The organism is Micromonospora sp. NPDC050686 (genome assembly GCF_040654475.1).
Taxonomy (GTDB): Bacteria; Actinomycetota; Actinomycetes; order Mycobacteriales; family Micromonosporaceae; genus Micromonospora.
Map to the genome: position 1 here is coordinate 73416 of NZ_JBFAID010000011.1, position 23178 is coordinate 96593.

The 23178-nt window shown below is 71.2% G+C and carries 15 protein-coding genes; 8 read left to right on the forward strand and 7 right to left on the reverse strand.

Annotation, left to right across the window (positions count from 1 at the left end):
* Positions 1–5 precede the first annotated feature (5 nt).
* A complete protein-coding gene (locus AB0H57_RS11150; protein ID WP_357505056.1) occupies positions 6–1037 on the reverse strand; it encodes a LacI family DNA-binding transcriptional regulator in 1032 nt (343 codons plus the stop codon).
* Positions 1038–1352: 315 nt separating this feature from the next.
* Here AB0H57_RS11150 and AB0H57_RS11155 point away from each other — a divergent pair, with 315 nt between their 5' ends.
* The 7 genes from AB0H57_RS11155 (at position 1353) to AB0H57_RS11185 (ending at position 14930) form a co-directional block, all read left to right on the forward strand.
* Entirely contained in the window at positions 1353–2651 is a 1299-nt protein-coding gene (locus AB0H57_RS11155) for a sugar ABC transporter substrate-binding protein (protein WP_357505058.1), read from the forward strand.
* Between the two features lie 219 nt (positions 2652–2870).
* A complete protein-coding gene (locus AB0H57_RS11160; RefSeq protein ID WP_357505060.1) occupies positions 2871–3683 on the forward strand; it encodes a sugar ABC transporter permease in 813 nt (270 codons plus the stop codon).
* A gap of 7 nt (positions 3684–3690) precedes the next feature.
* Positions 3691–4656, forward strand: a complete 966-nt coding sequence (locus tag AB0H57_RS11165) for a carbohydrate ABC transporter permease (RefSeq protein WP_357505062.1) — start codon at positions 3691–3693, stop codon at positions 4654–4656.
* A gap of 8 nt (positions 4657–4664) precedes the next feature.
* Entirely contained in the window at positions 4665–6701 is a 2037-nt protein-coding gene (locus tag AB0H57_RS11170; RefSeq protein WP_357505064.1) for a beta-L-arabinofuranosidase domain-containing protein, read from the forward strand.
* On the forward strand, positions 6698–8197 hold the full coding sequence (gene araA / locus AB0H57_RS11175; RefSeq protein WP_357505066.1) for an L-arabinose isomerase: 1500 nt from the start codon (positions 6698–6700) through the stop codon (positions 8195–8197). Before AB0H57_RS11170 ends, araA begins: the two co-directional genes overlap by 4 nt.
* A gap of 119 nt (positions 8198–8316) precedes the next feature.
* Positions 8317–11388, forward strand: coding sequence for a beta-L-arabinofuranosidase domain-containing protein (locus tag AB0H57_RS11180; protein WP_357505068.1), 3072 nt, complete (start codon positions 8317–8319; stop codon positions 11386–11388).
* A 137-nt stretch (positions 11389–11525) separates the two neighbouring features.
* Positions 11526–14930 carry a family 43 glycosylhydrolase gene (locus AB0H57_RS11185; RefSeq protein WP_357505070.1) on the forward strand — a complete coding sequence of 1135 codons (3405 nt, stop codon included), beginning with the start codon at positions 11526–11528 and terminating at the stop codon, positions 14928–14930.
* A gap of 128 nt (positions 14931–15058) precedes the next feature.
* Here AB0H57_RS11185 and AB0H57_RS11190 read toward each other — a convergent pair whose 3' ends face one another.
* The 5 genes from AB0H57_RS11190 to AB0H57_RS11210 all read right to left on the reverse strand — a co-directional run bounded on the left by AB0H57_RS11190 (position 15059) and on the right by AB0H57_RS11210 (position 19217).
* Positions 15059–16426 (reverse strand): aminotransferase class V-fold PLP-dependent enzyme, encoded by a 1368-nt coding sequence (locus AB0H57_RS11190; RefSeq protein ID WP_357505072.1) that lies wholly within the window; start codon positions 16424–16426, stop codon positions 15059–15061.
* An 83-nt stretch (positions 16427–16509) separates the two neighbouring features.
* On the reverse strand, positions 16510–16956 hold the full coding sequence (locus AB0H57_RS11195; RefSeq protein WP_357505074.1) for a DUF6623 family protein: 447 nt from the start codon (positions 16954–16956) through the stop codon (positions 16510–16512).
* 34 nt (positions 16957–16990) lie between these two features.
* Entirely contained in the window at positions 16991–17443 is a 453-nt protein-coding gene (locus AB0H57_RS11200) for a hypothetical protein (protein ID WP_357505076.1), read from the reverse strand.
* A 13-nt stretch (positions 17444–17456) separates the two neighbouring features.
* Complete coding sequence (locus AB0H57_RS11205; protein ID WP_357505078.1) at positions 17457–18410, reverse strand: DUF6623 family protein; 954 nt, start codon at positions 18408–18410, stop codon at positions 17457–17459.
* A 189-nt stretch (positions 18411–18599) separates the two neighbouring features.
* Positions 18600–19217, reverse strand: a complete 618-nt coding sequence (locus AB0H57_RS11210; protein WP_357505080.1) for a DsbA family protein — start codon at positions 19215–19217, stop codon at positions 18600–18602.
* A 109-nt stretch (positions 19218–19326) separates the two neighbouring features.
* On the opposite strand from AB0H57_RS11210, the gene AB0H57_RS11215 reads away from it, so the two are divergent.
* Positions 19327–20766: a PLP-dependent aminotransferase family protein gene (locus AB0H57_RS11215; protein ID WP_357505082.1), complete on the forward strand. Its 1440-nt coding sequence runs from the start codon at positions 19327–19329 to the stop codon at positions 20764–20766.
* Between the two features lie 26 nt (positions 20767–20792).
* Here the strand turns inward: AB0H57_RS11215 and AB0H57_RS11220 are convergent, their stop codons facing one another.
* The gene (locus tag AB0H57_RS11220; RefSeq protein WP_357505140.1) at positions 20793–22760 is read right to left on the reverse strand and encodes a heavy metal translocating P-type ATPase; all 1968 of its coding nucleotides are present in this window, start codon (positions 22758–22760) and stop codon (positions 20793–20795) included.
* Positions 22761–23178: the final 418 nt, after the last annotated feature.

The window sequence follows — 23178 nt, forward strand, 5'->3', positions numbered from 1 at the left end:
TCAGCTCACTGGCGGGCCACCGTGGAGCCCCGGATGACCAGGCGGGGCGCCTGGGAGTGCACGCCCGTGCCCAGTTCCTCGCCGTCGAGGGCGGCGAACACGCGCTGGGCCGCGGACCTGCCGAGCAACTGCAGGTTGGGGTCGATGCTGGTCAGTTCCGGTCGGGAGTTGGTCACCATCTCGTCCCAGTTGTCGAACCCGATGACCGCGATGTCGTTCGGCACCTTCCTCCCCTGGTCACGCGCCGTGTCCAGGGCGCCTCTCGCGATCTGGTCGGAGCCACACAGCACCGCGTCGATGTCGGGGTACCGTTCGAGCAGCACCGCGGAGGCGTCGCGACCCCAGCGCTCGGACCATTCGGAGTACATCACCTCACCCACCAGTTCCAGGCCGGCGGCGCCGAGTGCCTCCAGCGCGCCCTTGACCCGGTCCTGGGCGGCCGCGTAGGAGGGGTCACCGGTCACGTGCGCGATCCGGCGCCGCCCGCAGCTGATGAGGTGTTCGACGGCGAGCCGACCGGCCGCCACGTTGTCAGGGACGAGCGACAGGTCCTCCGGGTCTTCCGACGGGGCGTAGACGTACACGACGGGTACCGGGAGGTCGCGGCCGACCGACGGACGCGAGTCGGTCCGGCTGCCCACCACGATCAGCCCGTCGACCCGCCGGCTCAACAGCGCCTTGAGCTGGTGCTGCTCGCGGATGGTGTCCCCGCGCGCGTCACACAGGAAGACGTTCACCCGGCCCGCGCCGAAGGCGTCCTCGGCACCCATCAGAATGGGGATGACGAACCGGCCCTGGAGATCGCTGGTGAGCAGGCCGACGGTGCCCGTACGGCCGACCAGCAGGCCCTGCGCGAGCGTGTTGGGAACGAAGGACAACTGTTCGGCCGCCTGCACCACCCGGGCCCGGGTGTGGGCGGCGACCTGACTGCGCCCGTTGAGGGCCTTCGAGGCCGTGGCCACGGAGACGCCGGCGATCCGTGCCACGTCCGTCAGGGTCACCGCCTTGCCGCCCCCGACATGGTCCTTGCCAGCCATGCACTCTCCTCCACCGCTGTCGCCCACAGCTCCCCGTGGGCTCGATCTCCTGCGCCAAGACCTCGCACCGGTGCTTGACGGGGGGTGACGCCGGCCACTACTTTACACGAAACAGAAAAGGATTTCGGTCTTTTCGTAGTGGGGGCGATCACCGCCCGTCACGCGATCTCCCGCAGGACGGCGGATGTGGCCGCATCTCGTCGGCGACGATTCGCACCGGTCATACCAGCGACACGTGTAACACGGCAGGTTCTCACCACACCACCACCGGGGCCGTGCAGCGGCTCCCGCTCGAAGATGGGCGAAGGAGTAGCGATGAAGATGTTCCACCGTCGGGGCGGTCTACGTACCGTCGCGGCAGCCGGCCTCAGCGCGGCCGTCCTCGCGCTGGCCGCATGTGGCGGCGGGAGCGACGCGGGCCCGGGCGCGGCGGTCAGTGTCGCACCGGACGGCACCGATGACGGCAGCCAACTCACCCTGTGGACGCGAGCGCCCCTGGAGAAGCAGGCCAAGCTTCTGGTCGAGGCATACAACAAGAGCCACAAGAACCAGGTCTCTCTCACCGTCGTTCCCAACGACGACTACGTCGCCAAGGTCGGTGCCGCGGCCGGGTCGAAGGGTCTGCCGGACCTGTTCGCCGCGGACATCGTCTACGTGCCAAACTGGGTGAAGCAGGGCCTGTTCCGGGACATCAGCGCCAACGTCGACGGCCTGAGCTTCAAGGACTCGGTCAACAAGGGCCACCTCAGCGCGGGCACGGCCGACGGCAAGGAACATGTCCTGCCGTTCGTGCTGGACCTGTCGATGCTCTTCTGGAACAAGGCGCTGTTCACCGAGGCCGGACTTGACCCGGCCAAGCCGCCGGCCACCCTCGAGGAGTACGCCGACGCCGCCAAGAAGATCCAGGCACTGGGCAAGAAGGATGTCTACGGCACCGCCACCGGTCTGAACTGCGGCGGGTGTCTCGTCTTCACCTGGTTTCCGAGCGTCTGGGCCGCCGGCGGCCAGGTGATGAACGACGAGGGGACGCAGGCCAAGTTCACCGACGACCAGAGCAAGAAGGTCTTCGACGTCTGGCGCGATCTCTGGAAGTCCGGCGCGGTGCTGCCGTCGTCGAAGGACGAGACCGGCGCCACCTGGACCGCGGGTTTCACCGAGGGCAAGGTGGGCCTGATGTTCTACCCGGCCACCCTGCTGTCGTCGACCAAGTTCGACGTCGGTGTCGCGGGCATTCCGGGACCCGGCGGCGGGGCCTCCACCTTCGTCGGCGGTGACGGCATCGGCATCTCCAAGGACTCCGAGAAGGCCGCGCAGGCCTGGAACTTCCTCAACTGGATGATGTCCGAGGAGGCCCAGGTCGAGGTGCTGGCCAAGAACAACGACGTGGTCTCCCGCAACGACCTGGCCGGCAACAAGTACGCCGCCAAGGATCCGCGCCTGGTGACCATCAACGAGGTGGCCGGCAAGGGCCAGACCCCGTTCGCGCTGAACTTCCAGCAGGCGTTCAACGCCCCGAACAGCCCGTGGCTCAGCCTGGTCCGCGGCCACGTCCTCGGTGAGGGCGACAACCTGCAGTCGAACAACGAGCAGGTCACCTCGGTCCTGTCCCAGTAGTCCACCCCCACCATGGTGCCGGGCTCGTGCCGTCGACGTCCGGGCCCGGCACCGCGGTGCTCCGCTCCCCCGCACCGCGCAGTCTCATTGGAGGACTACGTCATGAGTGTGTCCATGATGTCCGGACGGGACCGACGGTCACGCCGGCGCTCTCGCCCGGCATCGCCCACACGACGCGGCCAGGCCCTCAAGGGGTGGCTCTACGTCTCACCCACCGCGATGTTCGTAGCGGTCCTGTTCATCGTGCCGCTGCTGCTGGTGGTCAGGATGTCGCTCTCCCGGTGGCCGCTGCTCACCGGCGACCAGGGCGTCAACGCCCCGGACAACTACACCAAGGTCTTCGACAACCGCTTCTTCACCGACTCGGTGATCTTCACACTCAAGTACACGGCCCTGGCCACCGTCCTGCTCATCACACTCGGCCTGGGCCTGGCCCTGCTGGTGCAGGAGTCCAGCCGATGGAAGGGACTGCTGCGGGCATCGTTCCTCATCCCCAGCGCCCTCGGGCTCGCCTCCGCGTCCCTGCTGTTCTACGTGCTCTACTCACCGATCGCCGGGCCCGCCGCGGAGCTGATGAACGACCTCGGCTGGACGTTTCTCGGCAGCCCCACCGGCGCCCTGTTGTCCACGGTCTTCCTCATCGTCTGGCGCTTTGCCGGCTTCTACATGCTCCTGATGCTGGTGGGCCTGCAGGGCATCCCCGCCGAGATCTACGAGGCGGCACGCATCGACGGGGCGTCGCGGTGGCAGATCTTCCGACGGATCACTCTTCCGCTGCTGAAGCCGACCCTGGCCCTGACCACCATCATGTGCGTCACCGGCTCCCTGCTGGCCTTCGAGCAGTTCTACATCCTCACCAAGGGCGGCCCGGACAACAGCACCATCACCGTCGTCCAGCTCATCTACACGATGGCCTTCCAGGGGCAGAACGACCTGGGCGTGGCCGCCGCGCTGTCGGTCATCGCCCTCATCGCTCTGGTCGTCATCAATGCCGTGCAGCTGCGGGCCTTCCACAACCCGGACGAGAAGTGAGAGCGTCATGAGCACCCACGTACCGATCTCCGCCGGCCCGCACACCCCGAGGGCGACGGACAGCGGACGGTCCGACGGGCCCTCGGCGGAGGACGGCACCACCACCGCGACGCCGGCACAGCCCCGTCCCGCGCGCCGCCACCCCACCACGAGCATCGGCGGCCTGGTGCTGCGCACACCGTACTGGATCTTCACCGGGAGCCTGGCCGTCATCTTCCTGTTCCCGCTGGTCTGGACGGCGTTCGCCTCCGTCGCGCCGCACCCCGGCACCAACCAGACCGATGGCTGGGGCTTCGGCAACTACCGCACGCTGGCCCACTACCAGGCCGGCATCTGGCAGTACCTCGCCAACTCGGCTTTCGTCTCGCTCACCACCGTGGCGCTCACCCTGGCGATCTCCCTGCTGGGCGGGTACGCGTTCGCCCGGTTCAACTTTCCCGGCAAGAACGTCCTGTTCCTGGTCACGCTGGCGATCCTCATGGTGCCCTACGCGACCATGCTGATCCCGCTGTACGTCCTGCTGACCCAGCTGAACCTGCAGGACTCGCTGCTCGGCGTGGCCCTGGTCCTGACGATGTTCCAGCTGCCGTTCTCCACCTTCATGATGCGGATCTCGTTCGAGGCCATCCCCCGCGAGCTGGACGAGGCCGCCCTCGTCGACGGCTGCTCCTCCTGGGCCGCGCTGTGGCGGGTGCTGCTGCCCGCGGTCAAGCCCGGGCTGATCACCGTCGGCCTCTTCGCCTTCCTGACGGCGTGGAACGACTTCATGGCCCCGCTGATCCTGATCAACGACTCGGACAAGTTCACCCTGCCGCTGGCCGTCTCCAACCTGCGGGTGCAGGTGCAGGGCGTCATCGACTACGGGGCCACCGAAGCCGGCGTCGTCGTGCTGGCCCTGCCCTGCATCGTCCTGTTCCTGCTCCTGCAACGTCACTACGTCCGCGGCTTCATGTCCGGCGCCTTCAAAGGATGAACCCCACGATGACCAGCACCGAACCAAGGACCGCCCACCATCGGGCCGGGATCGTCCCCGCCGCACCGAGGACCGGACGACTGCGCCCACTGGGCCTGGACGAGGTTCGTATCACCGGCGGCTTCTGGGCCGAGCGCCAGTCGGTCAACCACCGGCACACGCTGGCACACATCGGTCGCTGGCTCGAGCGTGCGGGCTGGAGCCGGAACTTTGACCTCGCCGCCGCCGGCTCCCTGCCCGCCGACCGACGCGGGCGCGAGTTCTCCGACTCCGAGATCTACAAGTACCTGGAGGCGCTGGCCTGGGAGATCGGCCGGACCGGCGACGGCGAACTGGAAGCCACCTTCCGCGACCTGGTCGGCCGGGTGGAACGGGCCCAGGAACCCGACGGGTACCTGAACACCAACTTCGGCCGGCCCGGGCAGGCACCGCGCTGGTCCGACCTGGAGTGGGGCCACGAGCTGTACTGCCTCGGCCACCTGTGCCAGGCCGCCGTGGCCAGAGCCCGTACCCGGCCGGACGCCGACGACGGTCTGCTGGCCGTCGCCCGCCGCGCCGCTGACCTGGTCTGCGAGGTCTTCGGCCCGAAGGGTGTCCAGAGCGTGTGCGGGCACGCCGAGATCGAGGTCGGCCTCGCGGAACTGGCGCGCGTCACCGGCGAGCAGCGCTACCTGCGGCAGGCGCAACTGTTCGTCGCCCGTCGCGGCACCGGCACCCTGCGCCCAATCGAGTGGGGCCCGCAGTACTTCCAGGACGACGCCCCGGTGCGCCAGGCCACCGTGCTGCGTGGGCACGCCGTGCGGGCCAACTACCTGGCCGCCGGAGCGGTCGACGTCGCGGTCGACACCGGCGACGAGGACCTGCTCTCCGCGCTGGTCACCCAGTGGGACAACACGGTGGCCCGGCGTACGTACATCACCGGTGGCCAGGGCTCCCACCACCAGGACGAAGCCTTCGGCGAGGACTGGGTGCTCCCACCGGACCGGGCATACTCCGAGACCTGCGCCGGTATCGCCTCGATCATGTTCAGCTGGCGCCTGCTGCTGGCCCGCGGCGACACGCGCTACGGCGACCTCATCGAGCGCACCTTGTACAACGTGGTCGCCACGTCCCCCTCGGCGTCCGGGACCGCCTTCTACTACGCCAACACCCTGCACCAGCGCACCCCCGGATCCGTTCCGGACCCCGACACCGCCTCACTGCGTGCCGAGTCCTCCCTCCGGGCCCCCTGGTTCGGGGTCTCGTGCTGCCCCCCGAACGTGGCCCGCACGTTCGCCAGCCTCGACGCGCTGGTCGCCACCGCCGACACCCAGGGCGTCCAGATCCACCAGTTCGCCGACTGCCGCATCCAGACCCGGTTGGACAACGGGGAACTCGTCGCCCTCGACGTGCAGACCGACTATCCCCGCCGCGGATCCGTGCGCCTCACCCCGACCCGCGACGCCGCCGACCCGTGGACCCTGTCGGTCCGCGTCCCGCACTGGGCCGACGGGGCCCGACTGGTGGTGACCAGGGCCGCCGGCGAGGTCAGCACCACACACGCCGCCCCGGGCTGGGCCAGCGTGCGCCACGCGTTCCGCACCGGGGACGTGGTCGAGCTGGTCCTGCCGATGCGCCCACGCCTGACCCACCCCGACCCCCGCATCGACGCGGTACGCGGCTGTGTCGCCGTCGAACGGGGACCCGAGGTGTACTGCCTCGAGTCCGTCGACCTGGACGCCGTCAGCCACGGCGCCGTCACCGACGTCGCGGACGTCCGCATCGACGACACCGCCCCCGTCGAGGACCACGACGGCCGACCACTGGCGTGCCTCGTCGTGACGGCGGCGGGGCCGCCGGACGATCTCGCCTGGCCCTACGCCGAGCGTTCACTAGAGCCGGCACCCTCCACCTCGTTCGACGTGCCGCTCATCCCATACCACGACTGGGCCGAGCGCGGTCCGTCCACCATGCGCGTGTGGTTGCCGGTCGCCGGGCGATCGCACGTCGACCACGGCACCACCGGCGAGCAGCGCTCGGAGCAGAAGGGAAACGCCATCCGATGAACGCCCACCCCCAGATCTGGTTCCTCACCGGCAGCCAGGGCCTGTACGGGGACGACGTCCTCGACCAGGTCGCCCAGCAGTCGAAGCTGATCTCCGACGCACTCGCGGCCGACGGGGCGATCGTCGCCGCGGTCGTCGCCAAGCCGGTGCTCACCGACGCCGACGCGATCCGCCGCGTCATGCTCGAGGCCAGCAGCGACGACGCGTGCGTCGGGGTCATCGCGTGGATGCACACCTTCTCTCCGGCGAAGATGTGGATCTCGGGCCTGGAGCGCCTGCAGAAGCCGCTGCTGCACCTGCACACCCAGGCGAATCGCGACCTGCCGTGGCGCACCATCGACATGGACTTCATGAACCTGAACCAGGCCGCGCACGGCGACCGTGAGTTCGGCTACATCCAGTCCCGCCTCGGGGTCGTACGCAAGACCGTGGCCGGCCACGTCTCCGACCCGGAAACCGTCGCGGCGGTCGCGGTCTGGGCTCGCGCGGCCGTCGCGCTCGCCGAGGTGCGCAGGCTCCGGCTGGTCCGCTTCGGCGACAACATGCGCGGTGTCGCGGTCACCGAGGGCGACAAGATCGAGGCCGAACGGCGCTTCGGCGTCTCGGTCAACACCCACGGAGTCAACGACCTCGTCGCGGTCGTGGACGCCGTCGCCGACTCCCACGTCGACACCCTCGTCAAGGAGTACGACGAGCTCTACGCCGTCAGCCCCGAGCTGCGCGCCGGTGGGCAGCGGCACGAGTCGCTGCGCTACGGCGCCCGGATCGAGCTGGCCCTGCGGCAGTTCCTCACCGAGGGTGGCTACGGCGCGTTCACGACCAACTTCGAGGACCTCGGCGGCCTGCGCCAACTGCCCGGCCTGGCCGTGCAGCGGCTGATGGCCGACGGCTACGGCTTCGGCGGCGAGGGCGACTGGAAGACCTCGGTCCTGCTGCGCACCCTCAAGGTGATGGCCGCCGGCCTCCCCGGCGGCACCTCCTTCATGGAGGACTACACGTACCACCTCGAGCCCGGCCACCAACTCGTGCTCGGCGCCCACATGCTCGAGGTCTGCCCCTCCATCACCGCGAACCGACCCCGCCTCGAGATCCACCCGCTCGGCATCGGCGCCCGCGAGGACCCGGTCCGGCTTGTCTTCGACGCCACCCCCGGAGCGGGCCTCGTCGTCGGCATGGCCGACATGGGCGATCGGTTCCGCCTGGTGGGCAACGCGATCGACGTGGTCGAACCGCTCGAGGACCTGCCCGCGCTTCCCGTCGCCCGAGCGGTCTGGGCGCCCCGCCCCGACCTGCGCACCTCGGCCTCGTCGTGGCTCACCGCCGGCGGCCCCCACCACACGGTGCTCTCCACGGCCCTGACCCGTGAGCATCTCGAAGACTTCGCGGAGATGGCCGGCGTCGAGCTCGCCTACATCGACGAGAACACCACACCCCGCGGCTTCGCCCGCGAACTGCGATGGAACAGCGCCTATCACCGGCTGGCGCAGGGGCTCTGACCCCGGCCGGCCCCGCCGGCGGTCGCCGATCCGAATCCGCGAACACCAACTTGATCGACCGGTCAGCGTAAACAGACGTGAAAGGACGATCCTCAGTGACTCAATCCGACAAGCGCTCCGTGAACCGACGTCACATCCTGCAGGCCTCAGCCGTCGGCGTGGCCGCGGTCGCCGGCGGCGGCATGCTCCCGGCCGCCGCCCGGGCGGCCAACACCGCCGCAGCGGCGACAGGTCCGACCGCCCTCGGCTCGACACCAGCCGATCCCGGCCCCGGCGGCACCGCGCCGGTCCGGCCCTTCCAACTGCGGGAGGTGAGCCTGGGCAGCGGCCTGCTGCAGGAGAAGCGCGACCGTATGAAGAACTACCTTCGGCAGTTCGACGAGCGGCGCTTCCTCGTACTGTTCAACAACCAGGCCGGCCGGCCGAACCCTCCCGGCGTCTCGGTCCCCGGGGGGTGGGAGGACGGCGGCCTGCTCAGCGGCCACTGGGCCGGTCATTTCATGACGGCCCTCGCCCAGGCCTACGCCGACCAGGGCGAGCCGATCTTCAAGAGCAAGCTCGACTGGATGGTCGGTGAGCTCGCCGCGTGCCAGGCCGCGATCACCGCGCGGATGGACAACGGCGGCCCTGGCGGCGAGGACCCGCCGCCGCCGCAGATCGGCCGGGTGGCGGGCCGCTTCGGTAACGGGCTGCGGCTGAACGGGCCGAGCAGGGCGCAGTACGTGACCCTTCCCCAGGAGTCGATCAACCAGCTCACCAACTTCACCATCGCCACCTGGGTGAACCTCGCCTCCACCCAGAACTGGAGCCGGCTGTTCGACTTCGGTCAGAACGCTACGGTCAACATGTTCCTGACGCCGCGCGCCGGCGTTACCGGCAACGTGCCGAGGTTCGCCATCACGGTAGGCGGGTCGGGCCAGGAACAGCAGATCAACGGAAACGCCGCACTGCCGACCAACCAGTGGGTGCACCTTGCCGTCACGCTGTCGCAGAACACCGGCACGCTGTACGTGAACGGGCAGCAGGCCGGCAGGAACACGAACATGACCCTCAACCCGACCAACCTCGGCAACCCGGGCAACCGGTGGATCGGCCGATCGCAGTACGGCGACCCGTTCCTGGACGCCAGCATCGACGAGTTCCACATCTTCGACCGGGCGCTGGATGAGCAGGAGGTCCGGTCGCTGCTGGAGTCGCCGGCCGGGACCACCGGCGGTGGGACCATCGCGTGGTACCGGTTCGAGGAGGACGGCGGCACCACCGTCAGGGACTCCTCGCCCAACGGTCGCGACGCCGGCATCGTGCCGGCCCGGGACGGCGGGGCCGCCGCGTGGATCCCCACCCACCCCGGCTACCTCGGTGCGATCCCGGAAGACGCGGTGCTGCGGCTCGGGCCGCCGCGCTGGGCGGTCTACGGCGGCAACGCGGACACCAACACCTGGGCTCCCTGGTACACCCAGCACAAGATCATGCGTGGCCTGCTCGACGCCTATTACCACACCGACAACGAGACGGCCCGCGACGTCGTGGTCAGGATGGGGAACTGGGCGCACCTCGCGCTGACGATCGGGGACAAGAACCATCCCAACTATTCCGGCCCCATCACCCGGGACAACCTGAACTACATGTGGGACCTCTACATCGCCGGCGAGTTCGGCGGGGCCAACGAGGTGTTTCCGGAGATCTACGCGCTCACCGGCGACGCGAGGCACCTGGACACCGCGAAGCGCTTCGACAACCGCGAGTCGCTTTTCGACGCCTGCCTGGAGAACCGGGACATCCTCGTGGCGACACCGCAGAACCGGCCCGGTCGGCGCCGCCCGGACCGACTGCACGCCAACACGCACGTGCCACAGTTCATCGGGTACCTGCGGGTCTACGAGCACACCGGCGATCCGGACTACTTCCAGGTCGCGAAGAACTTCTACGGGATGGTCGTCCCGCACCGGATGTTCGCCCACGGCGGCACGGGTGGCAACTACCCCGGGTCCAACAACAACACCGAGCTGTTCCAGAACCGGGACAACATCGCGAACGCCATCGCCCAGGGCGGCGCCGAGACCTGCACCGCCTACAACACGATCAAGTTGGCTCGTAACCTGTTCCTGCACGAGCACGACCCGGCGTACATGGACTACTACGAGCGGGGTCTGTTCAATATGATCCTCGGCTCGCGGGCGGACAGCGCGAGCGTCAGCAACCCCCAGGTCACCTACTTCCAACCACTGACCCCGGGCACCGTACGCAGCTACGGCAACGCCGGCACCTGCTGTGGCGGAACGGGCGTCGAGAACCACACCAAGTATCAGGAGACGATCTACTTCAAGTCCGCCGACGGCGCGACCCTGTGGGTCAACCTGTTCGTGCCGTCCACGCTGGCCTGGGCAGAGAAGGGCTTCACGGTCACCCAGGAGACGAGCTACCCCCGCGCCGACCGCACGAAGCTGGTCGTCAACGGCGCCGGCCCGCTCGACATCAAGCTGCGGGTGCCGGGCTGGGTGCAGCGAGGCTTCTTCGTCACCGTCAACGGAGTCGACGCCGGAGTCGCCGCCAGTCCGGGGAGCTACGTCACGCTGAGCCGGACCTGGAAGCCGGGCGACACCATCGAGATCCGGATGCCGTTCAGCATCCGCGTCGAGCGGGCGCTGGACCGCCCCGACACCCAGGCGATCTTCTGGGGCCCCGTCCTGCTGCAGATCCTCGGCAACCCGGGCGCCGGCAGCTATCGGGAACTGTCCCTGTACCGCCACCTGAAGCGGGACGGTGACTACGCCCGCTCGGCCATCACCCACGCGAGCACCACCGCCGCGGGTGACCCGATCTTCACCACCCACGGCTTCACCCTGCGGCCGTACTACATCAGCGACTCGCAGGCCGCCTCGTCGTACTTCCGGCGGGTAGAGCCGACGATCGTGTTCGGATCCGTCGACACCGGCGTGCCCAACTACAAGCGCGACGACGGCCTGCCGAACTACGACGTCCCCGTCACCGGCATCACCTCCCCCGGCGACGACGGTCCGACCTTCCTCGACCTGGTGTGGGACCAGGCGCCGTTCGCCACCCACGGCGCCTTCCAGTCGGCGGTCGCCCGCACCGCGGAGGCGTTCCTGCGGGACGGCACCTTCACCGAGGCGGAGAAGGACCTCGTTGTCTCCGGCGCGGCCAAGGCGAAGAACGAACTCGCCCCATAGCTCAGCGGCAGCTGGCCGGCGCGCGCGCCCAGGATTGTTAGCGCTAACCAAGGGCGCGCGGCCGGCCAGCTCCACGCCGGCGGCGGCTCACCGGCGCCACCACCCTCCCCCACCCAGCAGCGAGGAGATCCGAAACCGTGAACACCACCGCGGGGCGCGGTGCCGCGCCACCGACCTGCCGGCCGGCGCGCCGGTTCCGCGCGGCCGCCGCCCTGGCGGCGGTCGCCGGGCTCGTCGCCGGCGTCCTGGCCGGGGTCGCCACGCCGGCCCACGCCGCCGACTCATACACCTTCACCAACACCCGCAACCCGATCCTCGGCGACGGCAGCTACTACTCGGCGGACCCGGCGCCGGTCGTCGTGCCGGCCGGGGCCCGGGGCAACGACAGCGGTCGGGACGAGCTTTACATCTACACCGGTCGCGACCAGGCCGGGCCGTCCACCAACGACTTCATCATGAACGAGTGGGGCGCGTTCCGGACCACCGACGTCGCGGCCGGGCAGTGGACCCACCATCCGTCGCTGATGCGCCCAGAGACCGTCTTCGCCTGGGCCACGCCGGGTCGCGCGTACGCCGGCCAGATGATTCAGGGCGTGGACGGCCGGTACTACTGGTACGTTCCGGTCTTCGAGCGCAGCAGCACCGCGTCCGACAAGTTCGCCATCGGGGTGGCCGTCTCCGAGACGCCGACCGGGCCGTGGAGCGACCACGTGGGCGGGCCGCTGATCTCGCAGCGCGTGCCCACGGCGAACACGATCCAGAACATCGATCCGACGATCCTCATCGACGGTGAGGCCCCCAACCAGCGGGTGTACGTCTACTGGGGCACCTTCGGCCAACTGCGCATGCTCGAGTTCCAGCAGGACATGAAGACTCCGGTCGGCAGCCAGCGCTCCGTCACCGGCCTGACCGGCTTCTTCGAAGCCCCCTGGATCTTCAAACGCAACGGCACCTACTACCTGGCCTACGCCGGAAACAACGCCGGCCCGACCTCACAGTGCACCCCGGCGAATTACCACGCCTGCATCGCCTACGCCACGGCCGCATCGCCCGCGGGACCGTGGACCTACCGGGGGACCGTACTTCGGCCGGTCTCCTCCACGACGAGCCACCCGGGCATCGTGGAGTTCAACGGCCGGTGGTACCTCACGTACCACACGGCGGACGCCGTGGGCGGCGGTCACTTCCGTCGTTCCGTGGCCATCGACCCGGTCGAGTGGGACGACACACAGACCCCGCCACGGATGAAGATGGTCGCCACGACCCCGGTCAAGGGACGCGACCTGACGCCCCGGGCGAACATCGCCCAGGAGGCGAAGGTCACCGTCTCCAACGAGCCCGTGCCGACGCAGTACTGGGTGAAGGCGCTCAACGACGAGATCGTCCGGTCGAACCCGCTGCCGCCGGACATGTGGGGGACCTGGACCGGCACCAACCCGCCTCAGCAGTGGGTGCAGTACACGTGGGACCAGCCGATGCGGATCTCCGGTTCCCAGATCGACTTCTGGAACGACCAACCGCAGGGCAGCGGCATCGGCGTCGCCGCACCCGCCCGCTGGCGCATCCAGTACTGGAACCTCGCCACCGGCCAGTGGGCCGACGTCCCGAACCCGACCGGCTACCCGACCGGCACGCAGGGATTCCAGAACACCACGTTCGACGCGGTGACCACCACGCAGGTCCGCGCGCTCTTCGACGCGTCGACCAACGGCAGCACCTTCTCGGCGGTGGCGGTCGAGGAGTGGAAGGTTCTCGCCGCACAGCCGGAATCCGTCACCGCACCACCGATGACTGTCGAGGTGGGCGAGATTGAGCTGCCCGGCACGCTCCCCGTGCCCTTCGCCGGCGAAACGCTGCAGGTGCCGGTCTTCTGGGACCCCGTGACGGCGGAGGACGTCGCGAAGACCGGCAGGTTCACCACCCGGGGCACCGTGCTCGGCTACGCCGCCGGGCGCGTCTCCGCCGAGGTCACGGTCATCTCACCCGACGACACCGAGGGCGACGAGACTCCGCCGACCCTGACGCTCACGCCCAGCGGCAGCGCCGGCACCGCCGGCTGGTTCCGGTCCGCGGTACGGGTGCGCGTAGCCGGCGTCGACGACCGTGGCGGCCGACTGCGCATCGAGTCGCGGGGCGACGCCGGCCAACCGGTCGTCGACACCGACGTACGGTACGTCGACGTCACCGTCTCCGGGGACGGCCAGCACACGGTCACGGCTACGGCGACCGACCGGGCGGGCAATCCCTCGACGCCCGCGAGCCTCACCGTACGCATCGACGCGACCGCCCCGGTCAGCACGGCCAGCGTGGACGGCGACACCCGGGCGGTCACGGTGAGCGCGAGCGACGCCACCTCCGGGGCCGCTGGCATCGAGTACTCCGTCGACACCGGGGCGTGGACCACCTACCGCGGCCCGATCGCCGCACCCGACGCGGGCAAGCACACCGTTTCGTTCCGTGCCATCGACCGGGCCGGCAACGTGGAGACCGCCAAGACGGTCACCGTCCCGGCGGACCTGTCCGGCCCGCTCACCGGCAACATCGGTCCCGTCGGAACCCCCACCGCCTCCTACACCGCCGGCTGGAACAGCGTCACCGCGCTCAACGACAACACCGACCCGGCCAACCCGAGCCAGGCGCAGATCTGGGGCACCTGGTCCGGCGACCGACCGGCGACCCAGTGGGTCCAGTACGACTGGTCCCGTCCGGTGCGGCTCGCCGGGACGGAGCTGAAGTTCTGGCGGGACTCCAACCGGGGCACCGGCGACGGGGTCGCCCAACCGGACGGGTGGGTGCTGCAGTACTGGGACGAGGCCGGCGCCGGGTGGCGTGACGTGACCGGCCCATCCGCCTACGGCACCAGCACCACCGCGTTCAACAACGTCACCTTCGACCCCGTCACCACCCGCCGGGTACGGGCCACGATCCGGGCCAACGGCAACGGCACCACCTACTCGGCGGTCGCGATCACCGAGTGGCGGGTCTTCGCCGACGACCCGGGCTCGCCGGCCTACCTGCTGAAGGCGGCGCAGGCCGCGGTCGCCGCCGCCGAGGCCGACCCGTCGGCGCAGGCGATCGTCGCCGCCGAGGCGGCCATCGCGAAGGTCACCGACCCGACCCAGGTCGCCGCGTTGAACCAGCGGGTGGCGGTCGTGAAGCTCCTCGTCCAGGCCCGTGAGCTGCTCGACCGGATCGCGGCGACCGAGCTGGCCGACGCCGGTCAGCTCGACTCCGCCGTCACCGACCTCGCCGAGGCGACGGCGATCGTGGGCCGGCTGCCGGCCGACCGGCGGGGCGACCTGTCGGAGCAGGTCGCGGTGGAGAAGCGGCGGATCGCAAACGCTCTCGCCGGGTTCTTCGCCAAGCCGGTCGAGGGGAAGCCCGTACCCGTCAAGCGGTCGTGGCTGGACCTGGTCGTCTCCGACAGCTACGACCGGTTCGGGGCGACCGACCTGCACGACCGGGTGATGTCGATCCTGCGCAGCCACGCCAGCGGCTGGCAGGTGACCATCGCCATCGACGAGTTCCTCGCCTCCCGCTGACCGGGAACGTTCCGCCTGCGTTCGGGGCGGCGTCGCAGCGTCGACGCCGCCCCGAACCACCGCGACGTCCCAGCCGTTCCGGTGTTCACCGGCCGGGTGCCGTAGGAGCCGCGGTCATGCCGGCGCGGTCAGCCGGCGAGCCGGGTGATCGCGGCGACCGAACGGTCCACGTCCGCCTCGGTGGTGGTGGCGTTCGACACCGAGATCCGCATCAGTCGCCGACCCCGCCAGGTCGTGCCGCCCACCCAGCAGGTGCCCTCGGCCTGCGCCGCCGCGATCACCCGATCGGTCCGCGCGTCGTCGCCGAAGCCGACCAGCACCTGGTTGAGGACGACCTCGTTCGCCACCTCGAAGCCGGCCGCGGTCAGGCCGTCGGCGAACCGGCGGGCCAGCGCGCAGCAGTGGTCGATCAGCCCGGCGACCCCGTCGCGGCCCAGTTCGCGCAGCCCCGACCAGACGGCGAAGCCGCGGGCCCGCCGGGAGGACTCCGCGGTGAGGTCCGCGCCGGTGGGCGTGCCGCCGGAGCCGACCAGGTACGCGGCGGCGTACGACATGGCCGCCGCGTGCACGTCGGGCCGGGAGCAGAAGGCGAAGGCGGTGTCGTACGGCAGGTTCAGCCACTTGTGGCCGTCACACGCCCAGGAGTCCGCCAGTTCCAGCCCGTCCATCAGGTGCCGGGTGGTCGGGCTGGCCCCGGCCCAGAGGCCGAACGCGCCGTCCACGTGCACCCAGGCGCCGTGCCGGTGAGCCAGTTCGCACGCGTCCCGCAGTTCGTCGCAGGCGCCGGTGTTCACGTTGCCGGCCTGGAGGCACACGATGGTCGGGCCGGTGGCGCCGGCGCGCAGCACGTCCCGCAGCGCGGCGGGGTCGACGGCGCCGTTCGGGCCGGCGGGCACCGGCTGCACCGCGTCCACGCCGAGGCCGAGCAGCCGTAGTGACCGGTCGATGGTGGCGTGCCGTTCCTCGCCGGCGATCACCCGGATGGGCGGGGCGCCGAGCAGGCCGCGCCGTTCCACGTCCCAGCCGGCGTCGGCCAGCACCTGGTGCCGGGCGGCGGCGAGGCCGGCGGTGTTGGCGGCCTGGCCGCCGGTGACGAAGCCGACCGACGCCGACGCCGGGATGCCCAGCAGTTCCTTGAGCCAGCCGCCGGCGGCGGCCTCGGCGGCGAGGGCGGCCGGCGAGGTGACCGGGTTGAACGCGAGCTGGTCCCAGCCGGCGGCGAGGATGTCGGCCGCGGTGGCGGCCGGCAGCGCCCCGCCGACGACGAAGCCGAAGTACCGCGGGCCGGCGGTGGCGACCAGGCCCGGTTCGGCGGCGGCCACCAGGTCGGCCAGCACCTGGGCGGGTGGGGTGGGCGCGGCGGGCAGCGGGCCGGCGAACGCGGCGGCGATCGCGGCCTGGTCGACGGGTACGCCGACCGGCCGGTCGGGCAGCGACCGCCGGTAGTCGGCGGCGTGGTCGGCGGCGGCGCGGAACAGGCGGCTGAGTTCCTCCACGCGCGCACCTTATCGTCCGGGCTGGGCATCCAGAGCCGGCCGGGGACGGAGACCACGTGCTCCGTCCCCGGCGGCGGCGGGGCCTACGGGAAGAAGTCCACGCCGGCGGAGCTGATCTCCATGGTGTTCTGCTGGTCGGTGGTGCCGTTGAACCGGACGCCGAGGGTCACCCCGACACCCCAGAGCACCTCGGGGCGGCCCGGCACTCCGAACCGTTGCATCCCGAAGGTCGTCGGTGCGAGCGCCAGGTTGTCGTGCGCGGCGATCCGCTTCTCGCCGTCGAAGACGTGCACGTTGGTGACCGCGGCCTGGCTGGTCTCGCAGCGGAAGCGGATCAGCGCCGAGTCGATCGCGAGCCGGTTGTCGTTGACGATCACCGGGGTGGGGATGCCGAAATGCAGCCAGTTGGTGGTGCCGGGCCTGCCGACGAGCCGGATGAAGAAGCCGGCCCGCCATTCGCTCTTGATGCGGTCGGGGAATTCCACCGCCAGGCTGTGGCCGTGCGCCCACATCGCTTGTTCCAGAGCCATTGCCGTCCCTCTCGTCGCGTCGTGGGTGGTGGGGTCAGCGATCGGTCAGCTTGGCGCGGGACAGATCGCGGATGGTCGCTGAGTTGCTGGTGTCGGCCAGCCGGCCCAGGGAACGTTCGAGCTTCGGGGTGAGCGAGGGCCCGAGCGAGCGGATGACGAGCTTCTCGACGGCGACGTCCCCGGCGTCGATGAGCCGCTCGGCGACCCGGTTGCGGGCGTCCTCGGGCAGGTTGGCCAGCGCCGACGCGGACGCGATCCGCAGCAGCGGCTCGTCGCTGGCGGCGGCCTCGTCGACGACCTGCTGCGCGGTGCTGTCGGCCAGCAGGCTGGCCGCGTAGACGGCCTTGCTGGCAAGCATCACGTTGTCGTCGCGGGCGAGGACCCGCAGGTGCTCGGCCGCCTCCGGTCCGGCCGCCGCGGCGATGGCCCGGTAGTCGGGCTCGTCGCTGCTGAGCAGGCGACGCAGCTCGTCCAGGGAAATCGGCATGTCTTCTCCCCCCTCACGGATTGATCGTCGGAGCGCTGTTGCGCATGGTCGTGATCTCGGAGTTGATGAGGTCCGGGGGCGGGTTGGTGATGTTGTCGGTGCCGTTGCCGGTCATCAGCCGGTTGTTGTCGTTGACGTGGTTGAGGCCGAGGACGTGCCCGATCTCGTGGCCGAGGGTCCAGCGGCTCGCGCCGCTGGCCACCACCGCGCCCGGCCGGCCGTCGGGATGCGCGGCGCAGCCGTTCAACGGCGGGTTGGTCGCCTGTACGAAGTAGGCGACGACCTCGTTGGTGCCGACGTTGTTGCGGTTGCCGAACAGGGTGCGCTGCTCCTCGGTCGTCTCGCCCCGGGTGCAGCCGCCGACGTCGACCACGTTGAGCGCGGGCAGGTTCAGGTTCTCGTCGCTGGCGCGGACCACCCGGAAGCCGGCCGGCTCGTACGACTCGCGCATCCCGGCGATCATCTGGTCGATGGTGAACCGGGTCGGCGCGGTCAGCACCTTGACGTGCAGGCGTACGGTCTCCAGCAGTTTGAAGTCGCAGCCGGCGGCGGCGAACTCGAGGGTGTTCTGCGCGTCGGTGCCGCCGGAGAAGCGGACGCCGACGGAGATGCCGATCCCCCACAGCACGTCGGGCTTGCCCGGCACGTCGAACCGGTTCAGGCCGAAGGTCGTGGGCGACAGGTTCAGCCCGTCGTGGTTGACGATGCGGCGTTCGCCGTCGTACACGTGGACGGCGGTCACCGCCGCGGCGGTGGAATTCGCGCGGAACCGCAGCATGACGGAATCGGTCATCTGCCGTTTGTCCTTCACGATGACCGAGGTCGGCACCGCGAAATGAAACCAGTTGGTCGTGTTCGGTTTTCCGACGACGCGGATGAAGAATCCCGCGCGCCAGACACTGGCCAGACCAGCGGCGTTCTCCACCCGCATGGTGTGCCCGTGGGTCCACATCGCCTGAGTGATCACAACAGCACCACACCCTCTGTCGTGCGTTGACGAAGCCTGGGATGAGAAACGGGGGCGCGCGTCCCGAAGAATTGAACCGACCGGCTCGGCACATCAGATCCTACGCAGCGTGATGGATGACGCTATCCGGTGGATGACAGACGAGCCGCTTCCATCCGGTGGCCTTTGCTCGCCTCGGTGGCGACCGCCTCAGCTGACGATCGGACGCCGGTCCCGCCCCCGCTTCAGCTCGAAGAACCCGTCCGTCCCGGTCACCTGGAGCACCCCGTCCCACAGCCGCCCGGCCGCCTCGCCGCGCGGCACCGGGCTGACCACCGGCCCGAAGAACGCGTTCACCCGCCCGTCCGGTCCGGGTACGTGGATGGTGGGGGTGCCAAGGTCCTCCCCCACCGGCTTCAACCCGGCCTCGTGGCTGGCGAGCAGGGCCTTGTCGTGGTCCGTCGTCTCGGCCGCGTCGGCGAGGTCGGTGGGCAGGCCGACGTCGGCGAGGGCGTCGACGTACAACTGGCGGCCGATCGGCGCCCGCTGGTGGTGGATGCGGTTGCCGAGGGCGGTGTAGAGGTCGCGCAGCACGTCGTTGCCGTGGGCGAGTTCGGCGGCGACGCACACCCGCACCGGTCCCCGGCCGTGGGTGAGCCACTCCCGGTACCACTCCTCCAGGCCCTCGCGCCCGTCGTTGAGGATGGACAGGCTCATCACGTGGAACCGCACGCGTACGTCGCGGACCTGCTCGACCTCCAGCAGCCAGCGGGAGGCGTTCCAGGCCCAGGGGCAGCGGGGATCGAACCACATGTCCACGGTCGTCATTGGCGTACCTCTTCCTCAGGCGGGGTGCGGGTTCAGCCTAGGGAGAGGATTGGCCCAGGATAAGCACCAATCACACGAGCATCATCTGGGCCAATGTAGGCTCCGGCGGGTGGACATCCAGGTGAGCCTGGCGGGGCAGGGCGACCTCGCCGCCCGGATCTACCGGCAGCTGCGGGACGCGATCGTCGACGGCCGGCTGGTCGCCGGCGAACGGCTGCCGCCGACCCGCGAGCTGGCACTGCGGCTCGCCGTCTCCCGCAACACGGTGGCCGCCGCGTACGACCGGTTGACCGCCGAGGGTTTCCTGGTCGGCCGGGTCGGCGCCGGCACCTTCGTGGCCGCCGCTCCCCTCGCCCCGGCCCAGGTCCGCCGGCAGGCGCCGGCCGGGCGGGAGGTGGCGCCACGCCCGCTGTGGCGGGCGGCACCGGCCGCCACCGCCCGGCCGTCGCCGCCGCCGGCGTACGACTTCGCGGTCGGCGTGCCCGACGGCCGGCTCTTCCCGCTGGACACCTGGCGGCGGCTGGTGGCGCAGCAACTGCGGGCCGCGACGGTCCGCGACGGCGGCTACGGCGACCCGGCCGGTCATCCGGGGTTGCGCGCGGCGACCGCCCGGTACGTCGGGGTGGCCCGTTCGGTGCGGGCGAGCGCCGACGACGTGCTGGTGACCAGCGGCGCGCAGCAGGCCCTGGACCTGATCGGCCGGGTGCTCATCTCACCGGGTGACCGGGTGGCGGTGGAGGACCCGGGATACCCGCCGGCGCGGCTGCTGTTCCGGTCCCTGGGCGCCACGGTGGTCGGCGTGCCGGTCGACGCCGAGGGGCTGGTCGTCGACCGGATCCCGCCCGGCGTGCGGCTGGTCTACGCCACGCCCTCGCACCAGTTCCCGCTCGGCACGCCGATGTCGCTGGCCCGCCGCACGGCGCTGCTGGCCTGGGCGGAACGCCACGGCGCGGTGGTGGTCGAGGACGACTACGACAGCGAGTTCCGGTTCTCCGACCGCCCACTGGAACCGTTGCAGAGCCTCGACCGGGACGGCCGGGTGGTGTACGTCGGCTCGTTCTCCAAGACGATGCTGCCGATGCTGCGCCTGGGGTTCCTGGTGGCGCCGGCGTCGCTGCAACCGGCCCTGCTGGCCGCGAAGCGGCTCACCGACTGGCACGGGGACCCGACGACCCAGGGCGCGATGGCCCAGTTCATGGAAGAGGGGCTGCTCGCCCGGCACATCCGCCGCGCCACCCGGGAGTACGCCGTCCGGCACGAGGAGATCGCCGCCCGCCTCGACCGGGACTTCGCCGACTGGCTGGTACGGGTGCCGTCGGCGGCCGGGCTGCACCTGGCCGCCCGGCTCGCGCCCGGTGCGACGGTGGACACCGCACGGGTGCTGGCGGCGGCCCGGGCGCGCGGGGTGGCCGCCGACGACCTCGACCGGTACCGGCTCGACGCGGACCTGGCGGGGGTGGTGCTCGGGTTCGGCCGGATCGACCGCGACCGGATCGGCCCGGGACTCGACCGGCTCGCCGCGGCTTTCCGGACCACCGCCGCCGGTTGAGCACCCCCGGGGCGGACGGACCCCACTCAGCCGTCCTGCGGGGTCAGCTGGACCCGGCGCAGGGTCTGCGCGTTGAGGGCCACGACGATCGTCGAGGCGGACATCAGCACGGCTGCGGCGGCCGGTCCGAGGGAGAAACCGGCCCAGGCGAAGACACCGGCGGCGGCGGGGATGGCGACCACGTTGTAGCCGGCCGCCCAGGCGAGGTTCTGCACCTGCTTGCGGTAGGACGCCTTGGACAGCCGGACGGCGGCGGGGACGCCGCGCGGGTCGGAGGAGGCGAGCACCACGCCGGCCGACTCGATGGCGACGTCCGTACCGGCGCCGATGGCGAGCCCGACGTCGGCGCGGGCGAGGGCGGGGGCGTCGTTGACCCCGTCGCCGACCATCGCCACCCGGTGGCCCCGCTGCTGGAGGCCGGCGACGATGTCGTCCTTGTCGGCGGGCAGCACCTCGGCGAAGACCTCGTCCACGCCGGGGCGGAAACCCAGGTCGGCGGCGACCGCGTCGGCCACCGGCCGGGCGTCGCCGGTGACCATGGCGATCTTGCCGATCCCGAGCCGGCGCAGCTCGGCGATCGCCTCCCGCGCCTCCGGGCGGACCTCGTCCTCCAGCGCCAACGCACCCACCAGCCGCGGTTCGCCGTCGAGCCGGGCCAGGTACAGCACGGCGGCACCCCGCGCCGACCACGACTCGTCGGCCCGGCGCAGCTCGGCGGGGACGTCCGCACGCAGCTCGCGCAGCAGCGCCGGGCCGCCCACCGCGTACGGCTTCCCGGCCACGGTGGCGCGCACGCCGCGGCCCGGCAGGGACCGGAAGTCGGTGCCGGCGGCCGGTCCGGTGTGCGCGGCGGCGGCGACGATGGCCCGGGCGAGCGGGTGCTCGCTGTCCGCCTCCACCCCGCCGGCCAGCCGCAGCACCTCGTCCTCGGCCAACCCGTCGACGGCGGCCACCCCGGTCACGGTGTGCCGGCCCTTGGTCAGGGTGCCGGTCTTGTCGATCAGGACGGCGTCCACGGTGCGCATCCGCTCCAGCGCCAGCCGGTCCTTGACCAGGATGCCGGCCCGGGCCGCCACGCTGGTCGACAACGCGATGACCAGCGGGATCGCCAACCCCAGCGCGTGCGGGCAGGAGATCACCAGCACGCTGACGGTGCGGACCACCGCCTCACCGACGTCGCCCAACGCCAACCAGACCACCAGGGTGACCAGGGCGGTGGCGGTGGCGAGGTAGAACAGCCAGGCGGCAAACCGGTCGGCCAGCACCTGCGCGCGTCCGCCGGCCGCCTGGGCCTGCGCCACCAGCCGCTGGATGCCGGCCAGCGCGGTGTCCTCGCCGACCGCGTCGACCGCTACCCGGATGGCCGAGTCGGTGGCCACCGTGCCGGCGACCACCCGGTCTCCGACCCCGCGCGGCACCGGCCGCGACTCCCCGGTGATCATCGACTCGTCCAGTTCGGCGCCGCCCTCGACGACGTGCCCGTCGGCGGGCACCCGGCCGCCGGGGCGGATCAGCACCCGGTCCCCGGTGCGCAGGTCGGCCACCGGCACCCGTGCGACGGCCCCGTCCCGGCCGATCCGCTCCGCGTCGTCGGGCAGCAGAGCCGCCAGCGCGGCCAACGCGCCACGCGCCTGGCCGATCGCCGTCATCTCCTGCCAGTGCCCCAACAGCATGATCGTGACCAGCGCGGCGAGTTCCCACCAGAAGTCCAGGCCGAAGAGGCCGACGCTGGTGGCCAGCGAGGCGACGTACGCCACGGTGATCGCCATCGAGATCAGCAGCATCATGCCGGGCGCCCGGTCGCGTACCTCCCGGCCGGCCCCGACCAGGAACGGCCAGCCGCCGTAGCCGAACACCACCGAGCCGAGCACCGGCCCCACCCAGGAGACGCCGGGGAACTCCAGCGAGTAGTGCAGCCAGCCCATCACCATGTGGCTGGTGAGCACGACGGGAACGGTCAGCGCCAGGCACACCCAGAACCGGCGGCGGAACATCGCCGGGTCGTGACCGGCGTGCTTGTCGTGACCGGCGTGGTTGTCGTGGCCGGCGTGCTTGTCGTGGCCGGCGTGGTTACCCGTGGCGTGACCGTCGGCGTCACCGCCGTGGGCCCCTTCGTGGCGCACCTGTCCCACCTCCCGCCCCAGCGACCGTCCGCCTCGCGGCGTCCGTGCCACCCTCGCCGCCGGTCACCCCGCCGGTGCCGGCCGCCCTGGCCTGCCCGGCGGCACGCGGTCCCCCGGCGACAGCCTAGATCTCCAGCATCACCCGTGGCTCGCCGTGCGGTGCCGTGAACACGGGATTGCCGGCGAGGCGGCCGGTGCCCGCCACCGCCACATCGGCCGCGCGACGAGGGGCGCGCGGCTCGGCTCGCTGTGCATGCCGCGAAGAAGCCGGCCTGAGCCTGCGGGGGCG

Excerpts from the sequence above, each read along its gene's own strand:
- AB0H57_RS11150 (WP_357505056.1), bottom strand. The coding sequence starts at position 1,037 with ATGGCTGGCAAGGACCATGTCGGGGGCGGCAAGGCGGTGACCCTGACG.
- AB0H57_RS11155 (WP_357505058.1), top strand. The coding sequence starts at position 1,353 with ATGAAGATGTTCCACCGTCGGGGCGGTCTACGTACCGTCGCGGCAGCC.
- AB0H57_RS11160 (WP_357505060.1), top strand. The coding sequence starts at position 2,871 with ATGTTCGTAGCGGTCCTGTTCATCGTGCCGCTGCTGCTGGTGGTCAGG.
- AB0H57_RS11165 (WP_357505062.1), top strand. The coding sequence starts at position 3,691 with ATGAGCACCCACGTACCGATCTCCGCCGGCCCGCACACCCCGAGGGCG.
- AB0H57_RS11170 (WP_357505064.1), top strand. The coding sequence starts at position 4,665 with ATGACCAGCACCGAACCAAGGACCGCCCACCATCGGGCCGGGATCGTC.
- araA (WP_357505066.1), top strand. The coding sequence starts at position 6,698 with ATGAACGCCCACCCCCAGATCTGGTTCCTCACCGGCAGCCAGGGCCTG.
- AB0H57_RS11195 (WP_357505074.1), bottom strand. The coding sequence starts at position 16,956 with ATGGCTCTGGAACAAGCGATGTGGGCGCACGGCCACAGCCTGGCGGTG.
- AB0H57_RS11200 (WP_357505076.1), bottom strand. The coding sequence starts at position 17,443 with ATGCCGATTTCCCTGGACGAGCTGCGTCGCCTGCTCAGCAGCGACGAG.
- AB0H57_RS11210 (WP_357505080.1), bottom strand. The coding sequence starts at position 19,217 with ATGACGACCGTGGACATGTGGTTCGATCCCCGCTGCCCCTGGGCCTGG.
- AB0H57_RS11220 (WP_357505140.1), bottom strand. The coding sequence starts at position 22,760 with ATGTTCCGCCGCCGGTTCTGGGTGTGCCTGGCGCTGACCGTTCCCGTC.